Here is a 24,560-nt window from a genome sequence, read left to right on the forward strand (position 1 = left end):
TATACTGTAATAAAAACGGGAGGGGACTTGTTATGAAGCTATACTTATCGGTTGATATGGAAGGGATAACGGGCTTGCCGGATTATACATATGTTAGTTCTTCCCAGCACAATTACGAGCGCGCTCGTAAAATCATGACAGATGAAACCAATTATATTCTCGATACCGCATTTAAGACGGGTGCTAAGGAAGTCCTTGTGAATGATAGCCACTCCAAAATGAATAATATATTAATCGATCAGCTGCATCCGGAAGCACAATTGATAACTGGTGATGTGAAGACGTATTCAATGGTACAAGGACTAGATGACAGTTTTGATGGCGCAATGTTCATTGGATACCATGCAAGAGCCGGAATGCCTGGGGTGATGTCGCATTCGATGATTCATGCAGTAAGGAATTTTTATATTAATGATCAGCAAATTGGGGAACTGGGGATGAACGCATTACTTGCCGGTTATTTTGGTGTGCCTGTTTTACTAGTTTCTGGGGATGATGAGACTGCAAAAGAGGCAGAAGAACTGATACCGAATGTGACGACTGTTGTGGTGAAGGAAGCAATTTCAAGGTCGGCTGCGAAAAGCTTAACACCGAAGAAGGCTGGGGAATTATTGCAGCAAAAAGTGACACAAGCTCTCGAAAATAAACAAAATGCACAGCCACTCATTCCACCTGACAATCCAACCTTGAAAATTGAATTTGCAAACTACGGAAACGCGGAGTGGGCGAGCCTAATGCCCGGTGCGGAAATAATACCGAAAACGACGATAGTGAAATATGAAGCGAAGGATATGTTAGAAGCGTACCGTGCCCTGCTTGTTATGATTGAGCTTGCCTTGAATACAAAGTACGCATGACGAAAACGTATGCCACAGTAGCAATCCGACTACGAACTTCACAAAATGCACCCAAACAGGAGGGGAAATATGAAGCAACTAACCAAACGAATCCAAGAAATTATCAAGCATGCTGGCGGAACTTGGGGAATATCACTGGAGGATTTAACGACGAATGAGGCATGGGGATTAAATACGGAGGAGTCTTTTTATGCGGCAAGTGTGATTAAGGTTCCGATTATGATTGCCGTATTTGATGCGCATCATCAAGGTGCGTTAAATCTTACCGATACCGTACACCTAGACCGCGATGCCCTGGTAGGCGGGAGTGGCGTGCTGCAACATTTAACGATAGGGACGCGATTTACTATTCATGACTTACTCACGCTCATGATTATTCAAAGTGATAATACAGCAACCAATATCCTTATTGATCTCCTCGGGGTGGAAAAAATCCAGCAAACAATGGAGAAGCAGGGACTAGTAAAAAGTAAATTTTACCATAAAATGATGACCGTTCCAGTTGATCGAGAAGGGATAAATGAAATAACTGCTCGCGAGATGACGGTAATGCTGAAGAAATTAGTGACTGGAAAAATAATTTCTGCCTATGCATGTGAACAAATGATTACCATCATGAAAAAGCAACAAATTCGTACCACACTTCCTGGGAAAATTCCAACCAACTCAAGCCAATTAATAGGTGCACTCCCAGAGTGGGAAATCGCGAATAAAACTGGGAGTGTATCCGGGATTAGGCATGATATAGGGATATTTTATGTTGGAAAACGGACGTTAGTCGCAGCCGTCTTATCAAAGGATGTGGATGACATCCGAGCTGTAGATGCACTAGGCGAAATTGGATTGGAAATTTGGCAGCATTTGCAGAAAAACTAGAACCAGGAAAACTTTCATTCTAGTAATTTTAGAATAATTAGGTTAACAGTAACATAGCCTATTTCAAAAGCTTATCTACACGTTAGAAAAGCACTTTGGGTACGGGAGTTGGAGGCAATGCTCAAATATATTTTAAAACGATTAGCTATTATGGCAATTACATTGTGGATCATTATCACGTTAACATTTGTGCTAATGGTGTCCGTTCCAGGCTCGCCATTTAATAGTGAGCAGAACTCAAATGAAATTGTCCAACAAAATTTAGAGAGGCATTATAACCTGGATAAGCCGTATTATGTCCAGTATTTTCTCTACTTAAAATCGATCGTCACCTTTGATTTTGGTCCATCGATTAAACAACCGAACCAGACAGTGAACGACTTGCTAGGAAGAGGGTTTCCCATTTCCTTTGAACTTGGAATGGTGACGATTATCGTGGCGGTTATCTCTGGGATTACCCTTGGCATTTTTGCTGCACTACGGCATAACGGAATCATCGATTATTTGGCCATGGGACTGGCAGTGCTCGGGATTTCGATACCGAACTTTATTCTAGCAACCCTACTAATCCAGCAACTTGCTGTGAATTTGGAATGGTTTCCGGTGGCGACTTGGTCAAGCCCCATGCATATGGTCCTTCCAGTTCTAGCCTTGGCGACTGGACCGATGGCAATCATTGCCCGCTTAACAAGGTCAACGATGCTAGAGGTGTTAACACAGGATTATATTAAAATGGCTCGGGCAAAAGGACTCGCCCCTTGGAAAATTATTATCAAACATGCACTAAGAAATGCGCTGATGCCAGTGGTGACCATCATGGGGACGCTACTTGCTGGAATTTTGACAGGGACATTTGTTATTGAACAAATTTTTGCCATACCGGGGATGGGGAAATATTTCGTGGAAAGTATTAATAATCGGGATTACCCGGTAATCATGGGGACGACCGTATTTTATAGTGCCTTCTTAATCATAATGCTCTTCTTAGTCGATATTGCTTATGGAATTTTAGACCCAAGAATAAAACTGAACAAGAAAGAAGGGGAGTAAGATGAAGTCAAACCAAAGTCCCCAACGATTAACCAAAAGCCAAGTGCCAGACGAGTGGTTTTCATGGCGGGAAAAAAATGCATATGAACAAGAACTAGTTGCCAGACCCTCCTTATCCTACTGGAAGGATGCATGGCGGCGCCTCAAGAAAAATCGATTAGCCATGCTTGGCTTAGGATTTTTAGTTTTATTAATTTTCATGGCGATTGCAGGTCCAATGATTTCTCCATATGAAGTGAACATTAATGATTTGCCAAATCAGTACCAATCACCATCCGCCGATCATTGGTTTGGTACCGATTCCCACGGGCGAGATGTATTCACACGGACATGGTATGGCGCCAGAATTTCCTTGTTTGTCGGATTTATGGCAGCGCTCTTAGACGTCACGATTGGCATAGTTTGGGGCGGGATTTCCGGCTATAAAGGTGGACGCACCGATAACATCATGATGCGTATTATTGAAATTTTATATGGATTGCCCTATTTATTAGTTGTCATTCTCCTCTTAGTCGTGATGGGACCAAGTCTTTCAACCATCATCGTAGCCCTGACCATCACCGGATGGGTTGGGATGGCCAGGATTGTGCGCGGGCAGGTCATGCAAATTAAAAACTATGAATATGTGCTTGCCTCTAAATCATTTGGAACGAAGACACCGCGAATCATCAGGCGAAATTTAATCCCTAATACGATGGGACCGATTATTGTGCAAATGACCTTAACTGTTCCATCGGCAATTTTTGCGGAAGCATTTCTAAGTTTTATTGGACTCGGAATTCAGGCGCCATATGCCAGCTGGGGTGTGATGGCGAGTGACTCATTAGGAGCGATTCTATCTGGAAATTGGTGGACATTATTTTTCCCAGCGTTTTTCATATCGTTTACAATGTTTGCCTTTAATGTCTTAGGGGACGGACTGCAGGACGCACTGGACCCTAAATTAAGGAAGTAGGTGTGGTGATGGAAAAAATTCTTGATGTAACAGACCTTCACGTGACCTTTACAACTTACGGAGGAACTGTGCAAGCGGTGCGTGGGGTGAGCTTCCATTTGAATAAAGGAGAAACACTTGCCATCGTTGGCGAATCGGGCTGTGGAAAAAGTGTGACATCGAATGCCATCATGCGTCTCATTCCTAGCCCACCAGGAAAAATTTCCAATGGTACCATTCTGTTTAAGGGAAAGGATTTATCAAAGCTATCCGAAAAGAAAATGCGGGCCATCCGTGGTGTGGATATTTCCATGATTTTTCAGGATCCGATGACAGCACTTAATCCTACACTAACAATCGGGACTCAGTTAATAGAAGGGCTAAAGCAACACCAAAACGTATCCGATGCAGAGGCGAAAGAAAAAGCATTAGAGATGCTAAATTTAGTCGGCATCCCAAATCCAGCAGAACGGATGAAACAATTTCCCCACCAATTTAGTGGCGGAATGCGCCAGCGGATCGTCATTGCTACTGCCTTAATTTGTGAGCCGGAGCTCCTGATTGCTGACGAGCCGACAACGGCACTTGATGTCACGATTCAAGCACAAATCCTAGAGTTATTTGAAAAGATTCAGGATGTAACAGGTGTTTCCATCATTTTAATTACCCATGATCTCGGTGTTGTCGCCAAGCTCGCAGACAGAATCGCGGTCATGTATGCCGGAAAAATCATTGAAACAGGGACAAAACGAGATATTTTTTACAATCCGCAGCATCCATACACAAAAGGACTTTTAAATTCGGTTCCGAGATTGGATGCAAAAGGGAAGTTACAGCCAATTGACGGAACTCCACCAGATTTATTCTCACCGCCAGCAGGATGTCCATTTACACCACGATGTCCTTTTGCCATGGAGGTGTGCAATAAAGTGTACCCGGATTCATCCAAGCTTTCCGATTCCCATACGGTGGATTGCTGGCTACAGGATGTTCGGGCAAAACAGCTTGTGACCACCACGGTCACAAAACAATGATGAGGGGGAAATGAAATGAAGAGACTTCTCTTTTTACTAACGGTTATCTTCAGTATTGTTGTGCTAGTTGCTTGTACGGCCAACGAAGATGCAGGGCAAGAACCAGATGAAGGGGAAAATGCTACCGAGCCTGGGGATGATGGGACTGGTGAGTCAACCGATGACGGGACAGCGGATGGAAAAGTTCTTCGGCTAAATAACGGAATCGAGCCGACCTCATTGGATCCTTCAATTGGATTTGATGCGGTATCGTGGGATCCGTTAAACAATTTAATGGAAGGTTTAACACGATTAGATCAAGAACATCGCGCAGGACCGGGAGCTGCGGAAAAATGGGACATTTCAGATGACGGCTTAATCTACACCTTCTACCTGCGCGAGGATGCAACATGGTCCAATGGTGATCCAGTCGTCGCTGAGGATTTTGTCTATGCGTGGAAATACATGCTAGACCCAGAAACAGCGTCACCAGCAGCTTTTTTAGGCTACTTTATTGAAGGGGCAGAGGCTTATAACAGCGGGGAAGGCACTGCTGATGATGTTGCAGTCCGCGCAGTAGATGATAAAACATTAGAAGTGACATTAGCAGCGCCAACCGGATTTTTCCTTGATGTCTTAACGAATCCAGCATTTTTCCCAATCAATCATCAAGTCGCACAGGATAATCCGAACTGGCATGCCGAAGCGGAAACCTTTGTCGGCAATGGTCCATTCAAACTAGAATCATGGGATCATGATGTGGAAATGGTATTTGCCAAGAACGAAAACTATTGGGACGCAGATGCAGTAAAGCTTGATCAAGTTCATTTTGCCATGGTGAACGACACGAATACACAGTATCAAATGTTTGAAAGTGGCGATCTAGACACAGCAAGCATTCCACCAGAATTATCGGATCAATTAATTGAAGGGGACAATGTGTTCATCGGGCCATATGGCGGACTGGAATTTTTCCGGTTCAATGTAACGATGGAGCCATTCCAAAATGCTAAGATTCGCCAAGCATTCTCCTATGCGATTAATCGTGACGACATTGCCCAGTATGTTGTCAAAAATGGCGTTGAACCAGCATACGGTTATATTTCACCTGGATTCACGAGTCCAACCGGTAGTGATTTCCGCGATGCTAATGGTGATTTAGTAGCGTTTGATCCAGATCTAGCCAAGCAATTGTTAGCGGAGGGAATGGAAGAAGAAGGCTATGACGAATTACCAGAAGTCACATTAACCTATAACACAAGTGACACGAATAAAGCCGTTGCCGAAGCACTTCAAAGCATGTTCTTGGAAAATTTAGGTGTGGAAGTAACCCTTGAGAACATGGAATGGGGCGTATTCACAGAGGCGCAGCAAAATCTAGAACTGCAATTTTCACGCAGCTCATTCATTAACGACTACAATGACCCAGTGAATTTCTTAGAAAGCTTCATCACAGATTCCTACATGAACCGGACAGGGTTTTCGAGTGAAGCCTATGACGAGCTGATTGCCAACGGAAAATCCGAAACCGATGAAGAACAGCGCTGGCAATATCTCTATGACGCTGAAAAAATGCTAGCCGAAGAAATGATCGCAACCCCAGTTCGCTACTACAATACCGTGGTGCTGGAAGCAGATGGAGTGGAAGGAATCTTACGCCACCCAGTTGGATACTTTGATTTGAAATTTGCAGATAAGAACTAGGTTTGAGTAGGGTGTTTGGGTGGGGGATTAGCAGGGATCCTGGAGCATCAGCAGATATGTGGAAATATCAGCAGGAATTTCGGATTATCAGCAGATATATGAAAACATCAGCAGGAATTTCGGATCATCAGCAGATATATGAAAACATCAGCAGGAATTCCGTAGCATCAGCTAGAGTAAAATTAACAAACTCCAGCCACCCAAACCGATCACCAAGAAAGTAGGGATACACATGCTTTTACCCAAAACACTGAGTAAGGGGGATGCCGTTGGGGTGATTGCGCCGGCGAGTCCTCCAGGCGGTGATCGACTTCAATGTGCACTGCCTTTTCTGGAAAGCATGGGGCTTCAGATTAAACTAGGGAAGAGCATTGAGCGAGTGCATGGTTATTTGGCAGGGACGGATAAAGAACGGCTGGAAGATTTTCATGACATGGTAGCCGATGAACAGGTGAAGGCAATTTTCTTTGCGCGTGGTGGATATGGTTCGGGCAGGATTGCAGCTGCAATTGATTATCAGCTCGTGGCCACACATCCAAAAATCATCTGGGGCTATAGCGATATCACCTATTTACACACGGCCATCCGGCAAAAGACAGGGTTAGTTACCTTTCATGGTCCAATGCTATCCTCTGATGTGGCCGATTCAGAATTTGATGCGTTATCAGCAAGTATGTTTCAGCAATTATTTACACCAATGACATTAAAATATGACGAAGCGATTTCCGAGTTAGAGGTTTTAGTCGAAGGGGTGGCGACAGGGCAGCTCGTCGGTGGGAACTTATCAGTACTGGTTAGCACACTAGGAACGGAATTTGAGATAGACACTTCTGGCAATATTTTATTGCTAGAAGATATAGATGAGGTACCATATCGGGTCGATTCAATGTTAAATCAGCTCAAGCTAGCGGGGAAATTTGATCATTTAGCCGGTGTAATGATTGGTGATTTCGCGAATGCCGAACCGAAAAAATTGCCATCGCTTACGCTAAAGGAAGTGTTCTACGATTATTTTAGCAACCTAGCTTGTCCGGTGATGGCTGGGTTTAAAATTGGGCATTGCTACCCGCATTTCGCCGTACCGCTTGGGGGCGGTGCGACGATGGTAACGGATAAAAAGCGTGTCTATATTACACCAGGGGTGACTAGCACATGATTATACAACAAATCGAAATAGCTTCATGCGCTGTTCCACTTAACAAACCTTTCAAAACAGCATTACGTACCGTTACTGTAGCTGAGTCTATCATCGTTAAAGTAACATGTGATAATGGAGTCGTTGGCTGGGGAGAGGCGCCGCCAACCCATGTGATTACTGGCGATAGCTTGGCGAGCATTGCATTTACGATAAATAATATTTTAAAACCAGCACTGCTTGGGATGTCGCTTCTGTATCGTGAGGATATTTTTGAGGTAATTACTAACAGTGTACTCGGAAATACTAGCGCAAAAGCGGCAATCGATATGGCAATTTATGATTGTCTCGCGCAATATGCTAATATGAGCCTCGTGCAATTTTTGGGTGGTACAACCAAGCAAATGGAGACAGATTTTACGGTTAGTGTGAATAGTTCAGAGGAAATGGCGGGAGATGCCAAATCCTATGTTGCGGCAGGCTTCTCCATCTTGAAGGTGAAGGTTGGGAAGGACAAAATCGAGACGGATATCGAGCGAATTACGGCAATTCGTGATCAGGTTGGGGCAGATGTTACGATTCGTCTCGATGCCAATCAAGGCTGGCAGCCAAAGGAAGCGGTTCGCGCTATTAAGCAGTTACAGGCAAGTGGGATGAATATAGAATTTATCGAACAACCGGTTAAAGCCCATGATTTGCAAGGGTTAAAATATGTGACTGAGCTTACCGAAATCCCGATTATGGCCGATGAAAGTGTGTTTACCGCCCGTGATGCTAGGGGAATTTTAGAGATCGGCGCGGCCGACATGCTTAATATTAAATTGATGAAAGCAGGCGGCATTCACGAGGCAATAAAGATTGCTAAACTCGCAGCTATCTATGATGTCCCCTGTATGGTTGGCAGCATGATTGAGTCCAAGATTGGAATTACGGCAGCTGCTCATTTTGCCGCTAGTCAACCGAATGTGAAATACTATGATTTTGATGCGCCATTAATGTTATCCGGGGACTTAATCGAAGGTGGAATTTCCTATGAAGCTAGTAAAATCAACCTGGAAGAAGGTAAAGGACTCGGCATCCGCCAATTAAATGAAACCTATGTGGTGGAAAAATTAGCGTAGCACCTGTTATACAGTAGAAATCCCGTGCAGAAAGGAGAAAAATCATGTTCCCACAAAACTTTTTCAGTTTTTCCGACACATTCTATGTTGTTTCCGTCCAAGTCGCTACAATGTGGACTACTCCTGGGAAGGTAACCAATTTGGATCTACCAGCAATCGCCAATCCAACGAATTTAGAAGAATGGACGAAACTGCTCACCTACGAACAAAAATTAGCACTGTGCAATGACAACCGTGTCCAGACACAAGCGTTGTACGGTGAACCAGTGCTTGTGAAAGAAATCCAAGGAGAGTGGGCTAAGGTTACCATTCCAAATCAACCATCCCATAAAGATGTAACTGGCTATCCGGGCTGGATACCACTACGACAGCTCAAAAAAGTAACCAAACAGGATTGGGTACGACCAGAAACCGCGGCAGTCACAGCAACACATGCATGGTTGGAAACAGAGACAGGAGAAAAGATAATTCGCTTAAGCTACATGACTTGTCTCCCGTGCATAGCTACTAATAATCGTGGAGATAGCGATACGAATAAAATTAGCAATAACGTTAGTAAAACTACTAGTCAAATTTTCAGCGAAACAAATACCGTTTCTACTAGAGAATCATCCAGCGAAGCAAGGAATATAGCTACAAGCGAAGCTAACACTATAACAACCAGCGAAACTACCCATAAATCTACCAAAAATCCCACAAGCAAGACCACCGACAAACGCACTAAAAATACCGACAAAAATAGAATCAAAGTATACACCCCGCATGGCACACTGTATCTACCAACCGATGCGATAACGATTTTTCCAACTGATACGGGATGTAATCCAAAGGATGGCTCCGCAATTATCGAAGCAGGAAAGCAGTTTCTTGGTTTGGAATATTTGTGGGGTGGGATGAGTTCATTTGGCTATGATTGTTCGGGATTTTCCTATGCGATGCATAAGGCTGCAGGTTATCAGATTAGTAGGGATGCGTCTGATCAAGCGGAGCATGGCAAAGAGATAGCGTTAGATGAACTGTTGCCAGGGGACCTTCTCTTTTTTGCCTATCAGGAAGGGGTGGGGAGCATTCATCATGTCGGGATTTATTTTGGGGACGGAAAAATGATACATTCTCCGCAAACTGGTAAAGGGATCGAGATTACGAGCTTGAAGGACACCATTTATGAAAAGGAACTTTGCGTGGCACGGCGTTATTGGAGGGGGTGATGGAAATGAATGGGGATAAGATTTTGCAGGTCAAACAAGTAACCAAGCATTTTACTATTGGAAAGGGGCGCATTTTACAGGCGGTCAATGATGTCTCCTTTGATGTGAAAAAAGGGGAAACGTTCGGGCTTGTTGGCGAATCAGGCTGCGGGAAGTCCACCATTGGTAGAACCATCATCGGGCTTTATAATCGCACCAAGGGCGACGTTTTGTTTGACGGAAAAAATGTGCATCAGCTACCGGAACGGGAGCTTTTCCAGTTGCGCCAGCGTATGCAAATGATTTTCCAGGATCCGTATGCCTCGCTTAACCCACGCTCCACCGTACGCGAGGTTATTTCCGAACCAATGGAGGTTCACAAGCTTTACAAAACGAAAAAAGAACAAAACGAACGGGTCTATCAATTATTGGAGGAGGTCGGGCTGAATCTGGAGCATGCGAATCGGTATCCACATGAATTTAGCGGTGGGCAACGACAACGGATTGGAATTGCACGGGCACTTGCGCTTGATCCAGATTTTATCATTGCTGATGAGCCAATTTCCGCACTCGATGTATCCGTCCAGGCCCAAGTCGTCAACCTTCTAAAGCAGCTACAAAAAGAAAAAGGGCTGACCTTCCTATTCATTGCGCATGACTTATCGATGGTAAAACAAATCTCCGACCGTATTGGGGTCATGTATTTAGGGAACATGGTCGAGCTAACCGGAAGTGACAGCCTCTACGAAAACCCATTACACCCATATACACAAGCACTTCTGTCCGCAATCCCGATTCCAGATCCCGACATGGAGGAGTCACGGGAAAGGATTATTTTACAAGGCGAACTACCAAGTCCAATTAATCCACCAAGTGGCTGTGTATTTTCCACCAGATGCCCCTTTGCAATGGATATATGCTCACGGGAAAAGCCAACTTGGCAGGAAGCAGAGAGTAATCATTTTGTTGCCTGTCACTTATATCAAGATAAGCTAGAAAACAAAACGACAACTGAACCAGTTGTACGAATACGATGATGAAGCTAAGAGGCTCCCAAATTAGGTAGCCTCTTTTCTTTCGATGTGTAGGGTTAACCTTGTAGTAGCATCATGGAACCGGGGATATCGCTTGAAAATCTAGAATATCGTCCGAACCGCAGAAATATCGCTTGAAAAACCAGAATATCGCTCGAACTGCCGAAACATCGCTCGAAAATCTAGAATATCGCCCGAACTGCCGAAACATCGCTTGAAAATCTAGAATATCGCCCGAACTGCCGAAACATCGCTCGAAAATCCAGAACATCGCTCGAACTGCCGAAACATCGCTCGAAAATCTAGAATATCGCTCGAACTGCTGAAATATCGCTTGAAAATCTAGAACATCGCCCGAACTGCCGAAACATCGCTCGAAAATCCAGAACATCGCTCAAACCACCAAAACATCGCCCGAACCGCTTGTCCTACCAAAAATCCAAATCACTAGATTTTTAAAATTCTAGTTCTATTGTTTTGGCTAGCTGTATAAGTTTAATAGTAGGAATGCTAGATATGATGAAAAAATATCGTATAAGAGGAGGATACCTTTGAGAAATCGAAATTTTACTAGTAAACAATTCCATAAACTGAAGAAGAAAAAAAGCGCTTTTAAGCAGCAATCAATCCGAAAGCATTTGTCTGCCGTTCCAAGCTATTCTTTTTCCAAAAATCCTGCGGCAAAGAATTCTGGGAAAGGACGCTTGAAATGGGGTGTTCCGACCATCCTTGTTGGTAGTACCGCTTTTATCATACTAGTTATTCCGACGATTATTGTCGTCCCGTCCATTTCCAAAAGTGCTGTCCAATCGGAGACAATCGAGCAGCAAGCTGAATATGAGGATGCCTTAGCATCGGATTCCGCAGTAGAAGTAGCAGTTATGCGGACACAGACAGAACAAATTGAAAATGTTCCATTAGAAACATATGTATCACGCGTTGTTGCTTCTGAGATGCCGGTTGAATTTGAAACCGAAGCATTAAAAGCACAAGCCTTGGCAGCCAGAACATATATTGTTAACCAGATGCTTTACCCAGAGAAAGAGGAGAGTTCTGATGTGACCGATACCATTCAGGATCAGGTATATAAGGATGAAGTCGAGCTCCGGGAAAGATGGGGAAATAAATACGACCAGAACATGGGAAAAATAACCGAAGCGGTACTGGCAACGAAAGGACAAATCCTTACCTATAATGATGAGCCAATTACCGTACAGTTCTTCTCCACGAGCAATGGCTATACGGAGAACTCAGAGGACTATTGGACAAATGAAATTCCATATCTCCGCAGTGTGCCAAGCCCATGGGATGAGGTTTCTCCGTATTATATAGACCAGGAAACCTTTACATTAGAAGAGGTAGAAGCCGCACTCGGAATTGACCTACCAAGCGGCAAACAATTAACAATAGAAGCAACTAGAACTGAGAGCCACCGAGTAGAGGAATTGAATTTAGCAGGAAACACGCTTACAGGGCGGGAAGTACGAGAAAAATTAGAGTTACGCTCCAACGATTTTACGATTGAACAAAAAAACAATCATCTCATTTTCACGACAAAAGGTAATGGCCATGGTGTTGGCATGAGTCAATACGGCGCCAATGGGATGGCGCAAGAAGGCAAAAACTATGAGGAAATCGTAAAATATTATTACCAAGGCATTGACATTAGTAACCTTGATGATGCTGTCCCGGCTTTGGTAATGCAATAATATAACGCCAGGTTCTATGTGGAATCTGGCTATTTTTATGTCATATCCTTCTAAAGCTCATCAGTAGAAAACCCAAGTATGTACCCCATTCATCTTCCAACTATTCTAGCAAAACGCCGCCACTAAGCCCATCACAATCATACCGAAATCCTTACTATCCCCAAAAACAAGCAGAAAATCCGTAAAATCTGAAAAAAAATGACTGAAAAGGTATAGTTTCCTCAATTTCTGTTCAGAATGGTTGTTGAGGTGATGAATAAATGAAAGAGGAAAACAAAGGCGCTCCAAAAAATAATTGGCAACGCATTTTCCGCAAAAAATGGTTTTTCCCAGCTGTATACTTAACAATTGCAGCTATTTTACTAGCAACAGTTGTATGGTATCAAAACTTGGACAATCAATTACCAGAGGCTGGAGATGAGCAGGAGTTAGGTGAGAATTACACACCAAATCCGAATGATGATGCTGAGGCTGTAATGGACTCACAGGAAGTCATTAAAATGCCTGTGGCAGATCAAGAACAAGCAGAAATCGTAACTAAATTTTATGATTACGACGCAGAACAGGCTGAGAAAGAAAGTGCACTGATTCTTCATAACAACCGCTACTATCAAAGTACTGGTTTAGACATCGTGTACCCAGACGGGGAAGCATTTGATGTCTTAGCAGCACTAAGCGGATCTGTTACGGAGGTCAAAGAAGATCCATTACTAGGAAACGTGGTAACCCTATCACATGATAATGGCGTCACTACTTATTATGCTAGTCTAGGAGAAGTTGGTGTACAAGCAGGCGATGAGGTAAAACAAGGTGATGTAATCGGAACTGCTGGTCAAAGTAAATTCGGTCAAGACCTAGGAACTCGCTTACATTTTGAATTACGAAAAGATGAACAAGCGTTTAATCCAGAAGAATTTTTCAACCAGCCGGTTAGCAAGCTAGAAGCGGATTCTGAAAATGTTTCAGAAGAACCAGATACAAGCAGCATTCAATCAGAGGAAGCAGATTCTAGCAGCAGCACCGAAAGCGGAAATACGGATGAGGAAGAATCAACAGAAACAGATTCTAGTGATTCTACTAATGGATCGACCGATGAAAACCAAGAGGAAGAGTCCACAGATTCTAACTCCGATTCAGATTCAGAAGCCTAAAAAAGAACAAAAGGAAATCCTAGTAAATATAGCTACTAGGATTTCTTTTTTTCATCATTTCTCGCTATTTTTCCACTCAACGAAATTCTAATGCTAGGAAATCCTACACCTCTTTACACATTTCCAGAAAAAGAGTCATTTTATCCTATTTCATAAGACCTACAAAACTAACAAAATTCGTCAAGAATCCCTTCATTCCACAAGCATACCGAGAAATGTGTCGAACGATTACCGCTTGTTTTCAATGTTTTATGTGTTACTATTAATTTATCGAAAAATAATGGAATGTCGTTCATTATGTTGAACCAGAGATGAAATTTTGCCATCTCCTAGAAAATCATACACTATTAGCATGATACTCCTAGCAACAGAGCTTTACAGGCTATTAGAGTAGAAGTTTGAAAGGAAGGTTTCACCAACATGAGTTATGGAAACATTAACCTGCTGCCAGAGTACATGACATCGATATCGGATAGTTCCGAGCTAACAATTGGTCAAGTCATATTAATGCTAACGCAAGATCATAGTGAAGATGAAGTGCTAGAATTGACGCGTAAATTCTGTTTGCAATCCTCCTCTAATGAAATTCAGAAAAAAGGGATGGAGTTTTTATATATAAACGGATTTTTCGATGATTTAAAGCTACTCATCCAAAAAAATTACGAGTCAGCCAATAGTGTGAACAGAAGATGGGCAGAAGTTTATCAGATTATGCTCGATCGCCGCGCTAAACAGTATTCACCAGGTCAGATGCGATTACGTCTTAGAGAAATCACGCCGACAGATCCAGAGCTGAGATGTCTCATTGAATTGTGCATTGTTGACACGTACTTCAGCCAACTTGACTTTGGTAAAATTGGTAACTTATTGGACAAACAGCAGGAATTATTTGATGCCATCCATGATAACTTTATGATCTCATGCTTTAATCTAAGATTTTATCAGAAATTATTTATCTACTATTGGAAACGTAATGAACTGATTATGGCAAGAAAGTATGCTTTTCGTGCATTAAACCAATCAAACAGCCCGGCCACAAAGGCCAGTATGCATGTGAATTTGGGGCTGACATATTCATTTGATACGTATTATCAAGGAATGTACCACCTAAAAGAGGCTTTAAAAATTTCCAAGCAATATAACTTACAACGGTATATTCACACCATAGAGAATCATAATATTCCATTTCTTTCCGCGCATTTTAAGCGCCCAAACAATATAGTGACCACTGACATAAGTGAGCAAGCACATTTAGAGATTGCGAAGGGAAATAATGATAAAGCAATCGAGCTCCTTAGTGGAATCGAGCTGACTTCCCTTTTCAAAATGTATTATATGGGGCTTGCCAAGCAAGATAAACACATGCTTAACGAATCATGCAAGATGTTTGTGGAAAGAAGTGACTATTTTTATAGTAGATTGCCGATGAATGCAATCAAGAATCTCGAGTCATAGTTGAACTTCACGGAATCTACGAAGATTACCTGAATTCGTTATGATGGGATTCAACTTTGCTTTATAAGTCAAAAAATGGGAGAGGAGGAATTTAAATGAATAAATTCAAAACTTTGCTTTTCTCATCGTTTTTAGGTTTTGTAGTACTGTTCACTTTAGTTCAACCAGCTAGTGCGTTATTAGCAGATCCAGAGTATGGAGATATTGATTAATAGTTGTTTGTATTACAAGTAAGAAAAAGTTGAATCCATTATATAAAATCAAAAGTTCTATACACTCGTATAGGACTTTTGGTTTTTTTACATGTTTTTTTGCGGACGATGTAGGTGGAAGAGACAGTAATTGATACAGGGAGAAAAAAACTTCTTGTCCCCTTGCCTTTCCGAGCATTTTTAATCATAATCCCTCCCCAACGGTAATAAAATGTTACAAACCAAGCATTCAGAAAAGTCTGAGGTGAGAGCTTATGTGGCTCTTAGTTGAAGCATCATAATTTGCTTGATTACATATTATCCGATAAAAATTCCATATTTCTAATTTCATCCTTATTCTTATTTTATCCGTATCGCACTACATATGATGACATAACTTTTCAAATATGTAACTCAACCCCTGTAGAACCCACAATAATCAGCCACTGAACATTCCATCTTTGCTGGCGTGTAAAGGTGGATACTCGAAAAATGGTTTCTGCTCATTTTTCGAATCACCTAGTCTCATGTCTGCACCTCAGAAATATTCAACATAGGGAGGCGAACGGTGTGCACGATTACATCAAAGAAAGAACTATCAGGATAGGTGAACATGTCGTGGAAACGAGGAAGACCGTCCGAGTGATAGCAAAGGAATTTGGTGTTTCCAAAAGCACAGTCCATAAAGATTTGACCGAACGATTACCAGAGATCAACCCAGAGCTAGCGCAAAAGGTAAAAGAAATCCTAGAGTACCACAAATCCATCCGACACCTCCGTGGCGGAGAAGCAACCCGCAAAAAATACAAAACCACCGACCCAGCCGAAGAAGACGCAGCAACCGTCCAATAACCAGCATCACCACCCTTGGCTAAAGGAGGTGACTGATAGCAGGAAGTACTTAGGATTAAAAATCAGGATTGCATTGGTTAGCCGAAAACGCACCGGGTGAGGTGCGTTTTTTGGGGTGTTATTATGGCGGTTGGTGTTGTTATGTGATGTGGTATCTGGTTGTGGTTTGCAGTGCAGGGGCGGGGTATCGCTCAAACCGTGAGAATATCGCTCGAACTGCGAGAATATCGCCCGAACTGCCGAATTATCGCCCAAACCGCGAGAACATCGCTCGAACTGCCGAAATATCGCTCAAACCGCGAGAATATCGCTCGAACTGCCGAAATATCGCTCAAACCGCGAGAATATCGCCCGAACTGCCGAATTATCGCTCAAACCACCAGAACATCGCTCAAACTATAAATAGGAAAAAATCCTAATCATTTATTTATCTTTCATTGGCTATAGTGCTTTTTATTACCCATTATGGAGCTAAGTTATCCTAACATTATACCTATACAAAAATGGATTTATTAGCATTCGGCAGATAAGAATCTTGAGGAAATGCAGCTAGTGGAGGTGAATGGTATTTTCTGCCACTGTTTTCACCGGAATACTTAAGATTCATGGAATTTAATAATCTGTGTGCTGTTTTTTGAGAATCTATTTTTAGTAAATCCCGACATTCTTTATTTCTGATAACAGATTTATGCAATAAAAAATAATCTAGGATTAACCGTTCATGAGCGTTTTTGTCCTCTGATCCACATTGAGAGCAGTTCCATCTTCGTTTTGAATATTGCATAGGAAATATATTGCAGGATGGACATGCTATGCCGTCAATTAAATGTTCAGGTAAAATATTAAATTGTTTGAGTAAATTAGGTTTGTAGGGAGTATCTTCTCGAAGAAGTAATTTGTTTAACTTTCGTAAGGTGTTTTGATCGTATTTCTCGGAAATGAAAGTTGAATAAAGTTCCGCAAGTTTTGAATGCAAAGTTTCCAGATGGATTAATTTATTTGAGATGTCCTTATCGCCGGTATAGGAGAGAATGGTTGATGGGTTACTTAAAACCGCGATGGTTTCAATTGGAATTGGAGGGAGATTGAATTGTTGAAGCCAGTTTGTTAAATGTAATTTTTGGGTCTGTGCTTGTAAAATTGGACTTTTATACCCCTTTTTTCGCTCTCCATCATGCTGAATTAACTGTTGCGTAGTGGAATCATATTCAATTTCACTTTTCAAATTTTTGATTTCTAATATTAACATGAATTTATTTGTAACAATTAATGTATCAATCTGGAAAAAGAAAGAACCGTTTTTTAAACGAAGATCCTGATAAATAAAGGCATCCTTTTGGGGATAAATCGAGAGGGTGTAATCAGCAGACTTCTCACCTCGGTAGCCCGCGAGGTAATTAGCATGCTCTTCAATGAGAAATTTGTGCTTGCGATAATTAGGTTTCAAACAACGAAACAACGCTTCGTAACAGAGTAGCGTATATGACTTTGTACGATATTTTTTATACAAAAAACAACACTCCTTTTATTTTGTTATTAAAGTAATTCTACAAAAAAAGACAATTTCCTTCTTATATTTTTAAAAATTGTAGGTAGAAGAAGATTTGCTAAACTGTATTACTGTTAACTGAAATTGTGAACATCGCTCGAACCGCGAGAACATCGCTCGAACCGCGAGAACATCGCTCGAACTGCGAGAACATCGCTCGAACCGCGAGAACATCGCTCGAACCGCGAGAACATCGCTCGAACTGCGTGAACATCGCTCGAACCGCGAGAACATCGCTCGAACCGCGAGAACATCGCTCGAACCGCGAGAACATCGCTCGAACCGCGAGAACATCGCCCGAACTGCGAGAACATCGCCCGAACTGCGAGAACATCGCTCGAACCGCGAGAACATCGCTCGAACCACGAGAACATCGCCCGAACCGCGAGAACATCGCTCGAACCGCGAGAACATCGCTCGAACCACGAGAACATCGCTCGAACCGCGAGAATATCGCTCGAACCACGCGCAACATCGCTCAAATACACACCACCTCCCCCTTCCCGGACTTTTTTCCTAAATTATTGCAGTTTTATGTAGAAATTTGTGGTATTATAGTTTATAAGTAGCATTGTGTTTTCGGACAGGTGCGGAAGTATTCATACGAGGAGGATTATGGATGTTTTCAAGAGATATTGGAATCGACCTTGGTACGGCTAATGTGTTGATTCATGTTAAAGGTAAAGGAATTGTGCTTAATGAGCCATCTGTAGTGGCGATGGATCGAAATACTGGCCGGGTGCTTGAGGTTGGAGAGGCCGCACGCCGAATGGTTGGACGGACACCAGGAAATATTGAGGCGATTCGCCCGTTGAAGGATGGGGTTATTGCTGATTTTGATGTGACAGAAGCAATGTTAAAATATTTTATTAATAAAATTAATGTTCGCGGATTTTTATCGAAGCCGAGAATGCTGATTTGCTGCCCGACTAATATTACGAAGGTTGAGCAAAAGGCGATTAAAGAGGCTGCGGAGAAATCTGGCGGTAAAAAAGTGTATTTGGAAGAAGAACCAAAGGTAGCAGCGATTGGTGCTGGGATGGAGATTTATCAGCCTAGTGGTAACATGGTCGTTGATATCGGTGGAGGAACAACAGATGTAGCGGTTCTTTCCATGGGGGATATTGTAACTTCTGAGTCCATTAAAATGGCTGGGGATAAATTTGACCAAGAAATTCTTCAATATATTAAGCGCAAGTATAAGCTTTTAATTGGGGAACGTACGGCAGAAAGTATTAAAATCAATGTCGCAACTGTCTTTAAAGATGCTCGCCATGAGCAAATGGATATTCGTGGCCGTGATATGGTAACTGGGCTTCCACGTACGATTACCGTACATTCATCTGAAATTGAGGAAGCACTACGCGAACCAATTTCATTAATCGTACAAGGTGCAAAAACTGTTCTAGAGCGTACACCACCAGAATTATCTGCCGATATAATAGATAGAGGCGTTATTTTAACTGGCGGTGGAGCATTAATTCACGGTATTGACCAGTTATTAGCAGAAGAACTTAAAGTACCTGTATTCCTAGCAGAAGAGCCAATGCATTGCGTGGCAAAAGGAACAGGAATCATGCTTGAAAATATCGATAAGGTTGAACGCAGAAATATTGTTTAATCTTATTTACAACTAGATGCAACAACATTAACGGCATTCACGATAATGCCACAACATGAGGCAGTCATGCCAAATATTCTTACGGAAAAAGGGAGGCGCATTGTATGCTTAGAGGATTTTATACTGCAGCAAGCGGAATGCTAACGATGCAACGACAGCAAGAAGCATTGTCAAACAATATTGCCAATGCCAACACACCTGGTTACAAAGCGGATCAGGCCTCGATACGGGCGTTTCCTGAAATGCTTTTGTATCAAATGGGTTCTGAAAATGTTCCAACAAAGCAACCGAAGAATTTTCCGGTACAGAACCCAATTGGTTCCATTAATACTGGCGTATATGTGCAGGAATATGTACCTAATTTTATACAAGGATCACTAAAAGAAACTGGAATAACAACAGACCTTGCATTAAATGATGGAGTTTTTCCAGATGAAACGGGTGGCATCTTTTTCACTGTGCAAAATGAAAATGGTGAGCCGCGTTATACGAGGAATGGTAATTTTACCGTTGATGGTCAGGGGTATCTAGTTTCAACAGAAGGGTATTATGTGTTAGACCAAGCAGGTAATCCGATTCAAACGGATGGTATGGAGTTTACCGTCAATCCGGATGGTCAACTGCAAGTAGGCGGTCAAGCGATTCAGTTGGGTATTGCGTATACGGCGAATGCCAATGACTTGGAAAAAGAAGGTAACGGACTGTTGGCTGGTGAAGCTGGTCCTGTACCAGCTGGAGTAACATATAGCGTTCAACAAGGGTTCTTAGAGCAATCCAATGTTGATGCCGCACAATCGATGACCCAAATGATGGAGTCGTATCGATTATTTGAAATGAACCAAAAAGTGTTAAAAGCATATGATGATAGTTTAGGAAAAACCGTAAATGATGTTGGACGAATTGGATAGGAGGGAAAATCATGTCTAGATTAATGCTACAGGCTGCAAGTACAATGAATCAGCTGCAACAAAAAATGGATTTAATCGGGAATAACATAGCCAATATTTCAACGACTGGTTATAAAACAAGACAGGCAGATTTTTCTTCCCTATTATTTCAACAAATCAATAACATGACAGACCCTGCCAATGCAGAGGGAAGATTGACTCCAGATGGCGTTCGTGTTGGTTCAGGCGCGAAGCTTGGCTCGATCAATGTTGATTTGTCATTAGGAAATTTAACCAATACTGGACGCGCGCTTGATGTTGCGCTAACACAGCCAAATCAATTATTCCAGATCTCTGTAACGGAGAATAACGTAACGGAAACACGCTATACAAGAGATGGTTCCTTCTACCTAAGTCCACTTGCCAATAACCAAGTGGCGCTTACAACAAAGGATGGCGATCCGGTATTAGGGGTTAATGGCCAAATCATATTTGAAGATGGCTTTGATGAAATTAATATTACCGACAACGGTCAAATTACCGTAAGACGTGGTAACGATACACAAGTTGTTGGGCAGCTTGATGTGGTTGAAGCGGTCCGTCCGCGCCTGTTAGAAGCAACAGGAAATAATAATTTCCGCCTGCCTGATTTAGATGCTTTAGGCTATAACCAAGCAGACATCATTCAGGATGTACAAGCAACCATGAAAAGTGGCACATTAGAAAGCTCAAACGTTGATATGGCACAGCAGCTGACCGATTTAATCACTGCACAGCGTTCATATCAATTTAATGCCCGTACGATTTCCATGGGCGATCAAATGATGGGCTTAGTCAATCAATTACGTTCATAAGGAAAAAGGATGATTGACGCAGTGTAACACTATCACGTATAGTAAAAACAGAAGTGAATGCAAGGAAAATAGGTGAACCCGGTATGTCCACAACAAACCAATTTGATAAAACAAAGGAAGAGAATGCTTCCGAAAAAAAGCAAATTGAATTGACATCAGTGCGTAATGTCATCGAACAGGAATCCGTAAGCAAAAAAGTGCCAGTCATATCGAGGCGTACAAAGGAAGCAGAACCAGATTTATCTGAGGATGAGGCAAAAGAACGCAGAAGAAAACGATCTGCAAGTGCGGAAATCGAAATGACAGAAACACAAGCACAAACGAGAAAACAACAAAAGAAACAGCAAAAGCTCGAAAAACGCCAAAACAAAATGCCGCGATTGCGTATTTTTCCAATTTGGTTACGTATTGTCGTTGTCGTCGTATTAGCTGTAGTTGCGTTGCTCGTTGGCTTAATGATTGGCTATGGTGGACTAGGTGATGGTAATCCTAGAGATGCGCTAAAGTGGGAAACTTGGCAGCATATTATTGATATCGTAGTAAAAGAAGAATAGACATGACAGCCTGTGCTCATTGGAGTGCGGGCTTTTTTATGGAAATACTAATCATAAACGATATTCTCTGTTATAATGGGGAAAACAATACATAAAAGGAGATTTCTTATGTTGGATATTAATGAAATCAAAAATATAATTCCACATCGCTACCCATTTTTACTAGTGGACAAGGTGTTAGAGATGGAAGAAGGGACACGTGTTGTAGGCATTAAAAATGTCTCGGTAAACGAACCATTTTTCCAAGGACACTTTCCTGATTATCCAGTAATGCCTGGGGTTTTAATTATCGAGGCGTTAGCGCAAGTTGGTGCGATTGCGGTGTTAGGAAAAGAAGAGAATCGTGGCAAAATTGGTTTCTTAGCTGGGGTTGATAAATGTCGATTCAAGCGTCAAGTAAAACCAGGTGACCAATTAAGGCTAGAAGTTGAAATTACACGCGTGAAGGGTCCAATCGGTAAAGGAAAAGGAATTGCAACAATTGACGGCGAACTAGCATGTGAGGCAGAAATTACTTTTGCAATAAAATAATGATGAATGGGAATGCTACCAGTAATGGTGGCATTTTTTGAACTTCCCGCTAAAATGTTATTTTTTCGTAAAAAAACTGTATCACTTTTTGTAAAAAGGGGAAAGCTAATGCCGAAAGTTATTACTACAAGGAGGAAATGTCATGAATAAGAAATGGCTTATAAAATTTGGTGCGCCCGTGTTGGCACTATCGCTTATGACTGCATGTGGTACGGATGAAGAAGAAGATCCGATTGACGACCCAGTAGAAGACGAAGCGCCATTAAATCAAGAAGATGACAATGGTGTGGAAAATGACCTAGAGAATGACGGAACCGGCGGCGATACTGGCGTTGATGACGGTACCAACAATGACGATGGCCTGATGGAAGATGGCACAGACGATAATCAAAACGGTACTGGCAACGGAACCGGTACTGACGGTGGCACAGACACTGGCACCGATGAAGGTACAGATAACTTAAATGATGACGAAAACAACGAATAACTTCTTTATAATAAATCCCCTGGACATAGTAGCCAGGGGATTCTTCGTTTTTATATTCGGTTAAAGTTGAATATCCACTCGTTTACCAAGTGTTGGATGCTGTGCTTGTGGAGCTGATTGACTTAACATTTCTGTCAACTGCTGTCCTTGCTGCTGCATAAGATCTTTCACATTGCTCATTATTGCCAAGCTAGCATCGGTACGAACTTGACTATTTGCCATCACTACTGACATAGCTGCAATATCCATGCAAAAACCTCCTTATGTATCCGTTAACTCTAGTCTACCATAGAATGACTAGGAAACCCACGAACTTTTTCCTATGGTGTCGAAATTAACTTCCAAGTTGCTTTAAATCACATTCCTATTTAAAATTAGAATAAGAATGTCATAAGATGTAAAAATTAGACTGAATAAGAAAAAGGAATGGTGAAACAATTTTGGACACCCCGCTGATATCGATTAGTATTGTACTCATCTTAATTATTGCAAATGGTATTTTTGCTATGACCGAAATTGCAATCGTAACATCGCGAAAAGCAAGACTAGAGAAAATTGCTGAAGATGGCGATAAACGTGCGACTTTTGCACTCAAACTTGCAGAGCATCCGAATCAATTATTATCAACTATCCAGATTGGGATTACCCTAATCGGAGTGGTAACGGGTGCATTTGGTGGAGCTGCCATTGCCAGTCAATTAGCACCAGTGCTCGAAAAAATTGACGTACTAGCACCATTTAGCGCACAGCTTAGTATGTTTATTGTCATTGCTCTGACTACTTACTTATCCTTGATAATCGGAGAATTAGTACCGAAGCGAATAGGAATGTCTAACCCAGAAAAGGTAGCCTTACTGATCGCTAAACCAATGTACTATTTTTCAAAAGTAGGAAAACCATTAATCTGGATCCTGAGCAAATCAACCGAGCTTGTACTGAAGCTTTTCCGCGTGAAGACATCGAACGAACCAGATGTTACGGAAGAGGAGATTACACAACTAATCGAACAAGGCGTCTACAGCGGTGTCGTTGAAAAAATTGAGCATGAGATGGTGGAACAAATTTTCTATATGGGCGACCAGCGCTTAGGCGATATCCTAACACCACGAACATATTTGGAATGGATTGATATAGAAGATTCACTAGAAGAAAACCTAGAAGTCATGACGTCCAGCAATCACACCGCATTCCCAGTCGGGGCAGGTAGCTTAGACAATTTTCAAGGCGTCATTCATACCAAACAAGTTTTCGCACAGCTAGCCAAAAACGAACCAATAAAGCTAGCCGACTGTATCGAAGAAGCACTCGTCCTGCCAGAAGCAATGATGGCCTTTCAAGCACTGGAAAAAATCAAGGATTCTGGCAAACACCAGGCAGTGGTCATCGATGAGTACGGTGGCATCGAAGGATTTGTCACCTTACATGACTTCATCGAAAGCATTGTTGGGGACATGCCCAACCTAGAAGACATCGATCCTAGTATCATCCAACGCGATGAAACCTCCTGGCTAGCCGACGGATTAATCACAGTCGAAGCATTCAAACGCTACTTTGACATCGATGAACTCGAGGATCTAAGAAGCGAAGCCCACACACTCGGAGGCTACATCACAACCTACCTCGGCGACATCCCACTCACTGGCGACTCAATTATGGTAGAAAATTTAAAGCTAGAAGTAGTGGATATGGACCACGTGCGCGTGGATAAAGTTCTAATTACAAAGGTAGAAGTGGACGATGATGAAGAAGTAGATTAAGGAGCAGGGGGATGGGTTAAACCATTCCCTTGTTTTTATTTGATCGAGCCG

At 42.2% G+C, this 24,560-nt stretch carries 23 protein-coding genes; 21 read left to right on the top strand and 2 right to left on the bottom strand.

What is annotated here, in order from left to right:
- The first annotated feature begins 32 nt into the window (after nucleotides 1-32).
- The 14 genes from JF53_RS15950 to spoIIID all read left to right on the top strand — a co-directional run bounded on the left by JF53_RS15950 (nucleotide 33) and on the right by spoIIID (nucleotide 16,269).
- Nucleotides 33-857: a M55 family metallopeptidase gene (locus tag JF53_RS15950; RefSeq protein WP_047981145.1), complete on the top strand. Its 825-nt coding sequence runs from the start codon at nucleotides 33-35 to the stop codon at nucleotides 855-857.
- 69 nt (nucleotides 858-926) lie between these two features.
- Nucleotides 927-1,733, top strand: a complete 807-nt coding sequence (locus JF53_RS15955; protein WP_047981146.1) for a serine hydrolase — start codon at nucleotides 927-929, stop codon at nucleotides 1,731-1,733.
- 117 nt (nucleotides 1,734-1,850) lie between these two features.
- Nucleotides 1,851-2,783 (top strand): ABC transporter permease, encoded by a 933-nt coding sequence (locus JF53_RS15960; RefSeq protein WP_047981147.1) that lies wholly within the window; start codon nucleotides 1,851-1,853, stop codon nucleotides 2,781-2,783.
- A gap of 1 nt (nucleotide 2,784) precedes the next feature.
- Nucleotides 2,785-3,738: an ABC transporter permease gene (locus tag JF53_RS15965; protein ID WP_047981148.1), complete on the top strand. Its 954-nt coding sequence runs from the start codon at nucleotides 2,785-2,787 to the stop codon at nucleotides 3,736-3,738.
- An 8-nt stretch (nucleotides 3,739-3,746) separates the two neighbouring features.
- Nucleotides 3,747-4,751 carry an ABC transporter ATP-binding protein gene (locus JF53_RS15970; RefSeq protein ID WP_047981159.1) on the top strand — a complete coding sequence of 335 codons (1,005 nt, stop codon included), beginning with the start codon at nucleotides 3,747-3,749 and terminating at the stop codon, nucleotides 4,749-4,751.
- A 15-nt stretch (nucleotides 4,752-4,766) separates the two neighbouring features.
- Nucleotides 4,767-6,434, top strand: coding sequence for a peptide ABC transporter substrate-binding protein (locus JF53_RS15975; RefSeq protein ID WP_047981149.1), 1,668 nt, complete (start codon nucleotides 4,767-4,769; stop codon nucleotides 6,432-6,434).
- A gap of 232 nt (nucleotides 6,435-6,666) precedes the next feature.
- Nucleotides 6,667-7,590: a S66 peptidase family protein gene (locus JF53_RS15980; RefSeq protein WP_047981150.1), complete on the top strand. Its 924-nt coding sequence runs from the start codon at nucleotides 6,667-6,669 to the stop codon at nucleotides 7,588-7,590.
- On the top strand, nucleotides 7,587-8,690 hold the full coding sequence (locus tag JF53_RS15985) for a dipeptide epimerase (RefSeq protein ID WP_047981151.1): 1,104 nt from the start codon (nucleotides 7,587-7,589) through the stop codon (nucleotides 8,688-8,690). The genes JF53_RS15980 and JF53_RS15985 overlap by 4 nt, the downstream gene beginning before the upstream one ends.
- Before the next feature lie 44 nt (nucleotides 8,691-8,734).
- On the top strand, nucleotides 8,735-9,898 hold the full coding sequence (locus tag JF53_RS17915) for a C40 family peptidase (protein ID WP_053071910.1): 1,164 nt from the start codon (nucleotides 8,735-8,737) through the stop codon (nucleotides 9,896-9,898).
- A gap of 5 nt (nucleotides 9,899-9,903) precedes the next feature.
- Entirely contained in the window at nucleotides 9,904-10,914 is a 1,011-nt protein-coding gene (locus JF53_RS15995; RefSeq protein WP_047981162.1) for an ABC transporter ATP-binding protein, read from the top strand.
- A gap of 548 nt (nucleotides 10,915-11,462) precedes the next feature.
- The gene (gene spoIID / locus JF53_RS16005; RefSeq protein ID WP_083443662.1) at nucleotides 11,463-12,620 is read left to right on the top strand and encodes a stage II sporulation protein D; all 1,158 of its coding nucleotides are present in this window, start codon (nucleotides 11,463-11,465) and stop codon (nucleotides 12,618-12,620) included.
- Between the two features lie 260 nt (nucleotides 12,621-12,880).
- Entirely contained in the window at nucleotides 12,881-13,771 is an 891-nt protein-coding gene (locus tag JF53_RS16010) for a M23 family metallopeptidase (protein WP_047981153.1), read from the top strand.
- A 420-nt stretch (nucleotides 13,772-14,191) separates the two neighbouring features.
- A complete protein-coding gene (locus JF53_RS16015) occupies nucleotides 14,192-15,226 on the top strand; it encodes an AimR family lysis-lysogeny pheromone receptor (protein ID WP_047981154.1) in 1,035 nt (344 codons plus the stop codon).
- Nucleotides 15,227-15,987: 761 nt separating this feature from the next.
- Complete coding sequence (gene spoIIID / locus JF53_RS16020) at nucleotides 15,988-16,269, top strand: sporulation transcriptional regulator SpoIIID (RefSeq protein WP_047981155.1); 282 nt, start codon at nucleotides 15,988-15,990, stop codon at nucleotides 16,267-16,269.
- Between the two features lie 493 nt (nucleotides 16,270-16,762).
- Here spoIIID and JF53_RS16025 read toward each other — a convergent pair whose 3' ends face one another.
- Nucleotides 16,763-17,779 (bottom strand): nuclease-related domain-containing protein, encoded by a 1,017-nt coding sequence (locus JF53_RS16025; RefSeq protein ID WP_047981156.1) that lies wholly within the window; start codon nucleotides 17,777-17,779, stop codon nucleotides 16,763-16,765.
- 658 nt (nucleotides 17,780-18,437) lie between these two features.
- Between JF53_RS16025 and mreB the strand changes: the two genes are divergently transcribed.
- The 6 genes from mreB to JF53_RS16055 all read left to right on the top strand — a co-directional run bounded on the left by mreB (nucleotide 18,438) and on the right by JF53_RS16055 (nucleotide 22,752).
- The gene (gene mreB, locus JF53_RS16030) at nucleotides 18,438-19,439 is read left to right on the top strand and encodes a rod shape-determining protein (protein ID WP_047982576.1); all 1,002 of its coding nucleotides are present in this window, start codon (nucleotides 18,438-18,440) and stop codon (nucleotides 19,437-19,439) included.
- Nucleotides 19,440-19,543: 104 nt separating this feature from the next.
- The gene (locus JF53_RS16035; RefSeq protein WP_047982577.1) at nucleotides 19,544-20,347 is read left to right on the top strand and encodes a flagellar hook-basal body protein; all 804 of its coding nucleotides are present in this window, start codon (nucleotides 19,544-19,546) and stop codon (nucleotides 20,345-20,347) included.
- A gap of 11 nt (nucleotides 20,348-20,358) precedes the next feature.
- The gene (locus JF53_RS16040; RefSeq protein ID WP_047982578.1) at nucleotides 20,359-21,180 is read left to right on the top strand and encodes a flagellar hook-basal body protein; all 822 of its coding nucleotides are present in this window, start codon (nucleotides 20,359-20,361) and stop codon (nucleotides 21,178-21,180) included.
- 83 nt (nucleotides 21,181-21,263) lie between these two features.
- On the top strand, nucleotides 21,264-21,734 hold the full coding sequence (locus JF53_RS18020) for a DNA-directed RNA polymerase subunit beta (RefSeq protein ID WP_083443663.1): 471 nt from the start codon (nucleotides 21,264-21,266) through the stop codon (nucleotides 21,732-21,734).
- Between the two features lie 108 nt (nucleotides 21,735-21,842).
- Entirely contained in the window at nucleotides 21,843-22,265 is a 423-nt protein-coding gene (gene fabZ / locus JF53_RS16050; protein ID WP_047982579.1) for a 3-hydroxyacyl-ACP dehydratase FabZ, read from the top strand.
- Between the two features lie 178 nt (nucleotides 22,266-22,443).
- On the top strand, nucleotides 22,444-22,752 hold the full coding sequence (locus JF53_RS16055) for a hypothetical protein (protein ID WP_157052552.1): 309 nt from the start codon (nucleotides 22,444-22,446) through the stop codon (nucleotides 22,750-22,752).
- 60 nt (nucleotides 22,753-22,812) lie between these two features.
- On the opposite strand, the gene JF53_RS16060 is transcribed toward JF53_RS16055, so the two are convergent.
- The gene (locus JF53_RS16060; RefSeq protein ID WP_047982580.1) at nucleotides 22,813-23,001 is read right to left on the bottom strand and encodes a YjfB family protein; all 189 of its coding nucleotides are present in this window, start codon (nucleotides 22,999-23,001) and stop codon (nucleotides 22,813-22,815) included.
- 191 nt (nucleotides 23,002-23,192) lie between these two features.
- Between JF53_RS16060 and JF53_RS16065 the strand changes: the two genes are divergently transcribed.
- Nucleotides 23,193-24,509: a hemolysin family protein gene (locus JF53_RS16065; RefSeq protein WP_083443664.1), complete on the top strand. Its 1,317-nt coding sequence runs from the start codon at nucleotides 23,193-23,195 to the stop codon at nucleotides 24,507-24,509.
- The last annotated feature ends 51 nt before the right edge of the window (nucleotides 24,510-24,560 follow it).

The organism is Ornithinibacillus contaminans (assembly GCF_001038425.2).
GTDB lineage: Bacteria > Bacillota > Bacilli > Bacillales > Amphibacillaceae > Ornithinibacillus > Ornithinibacillus contaminans.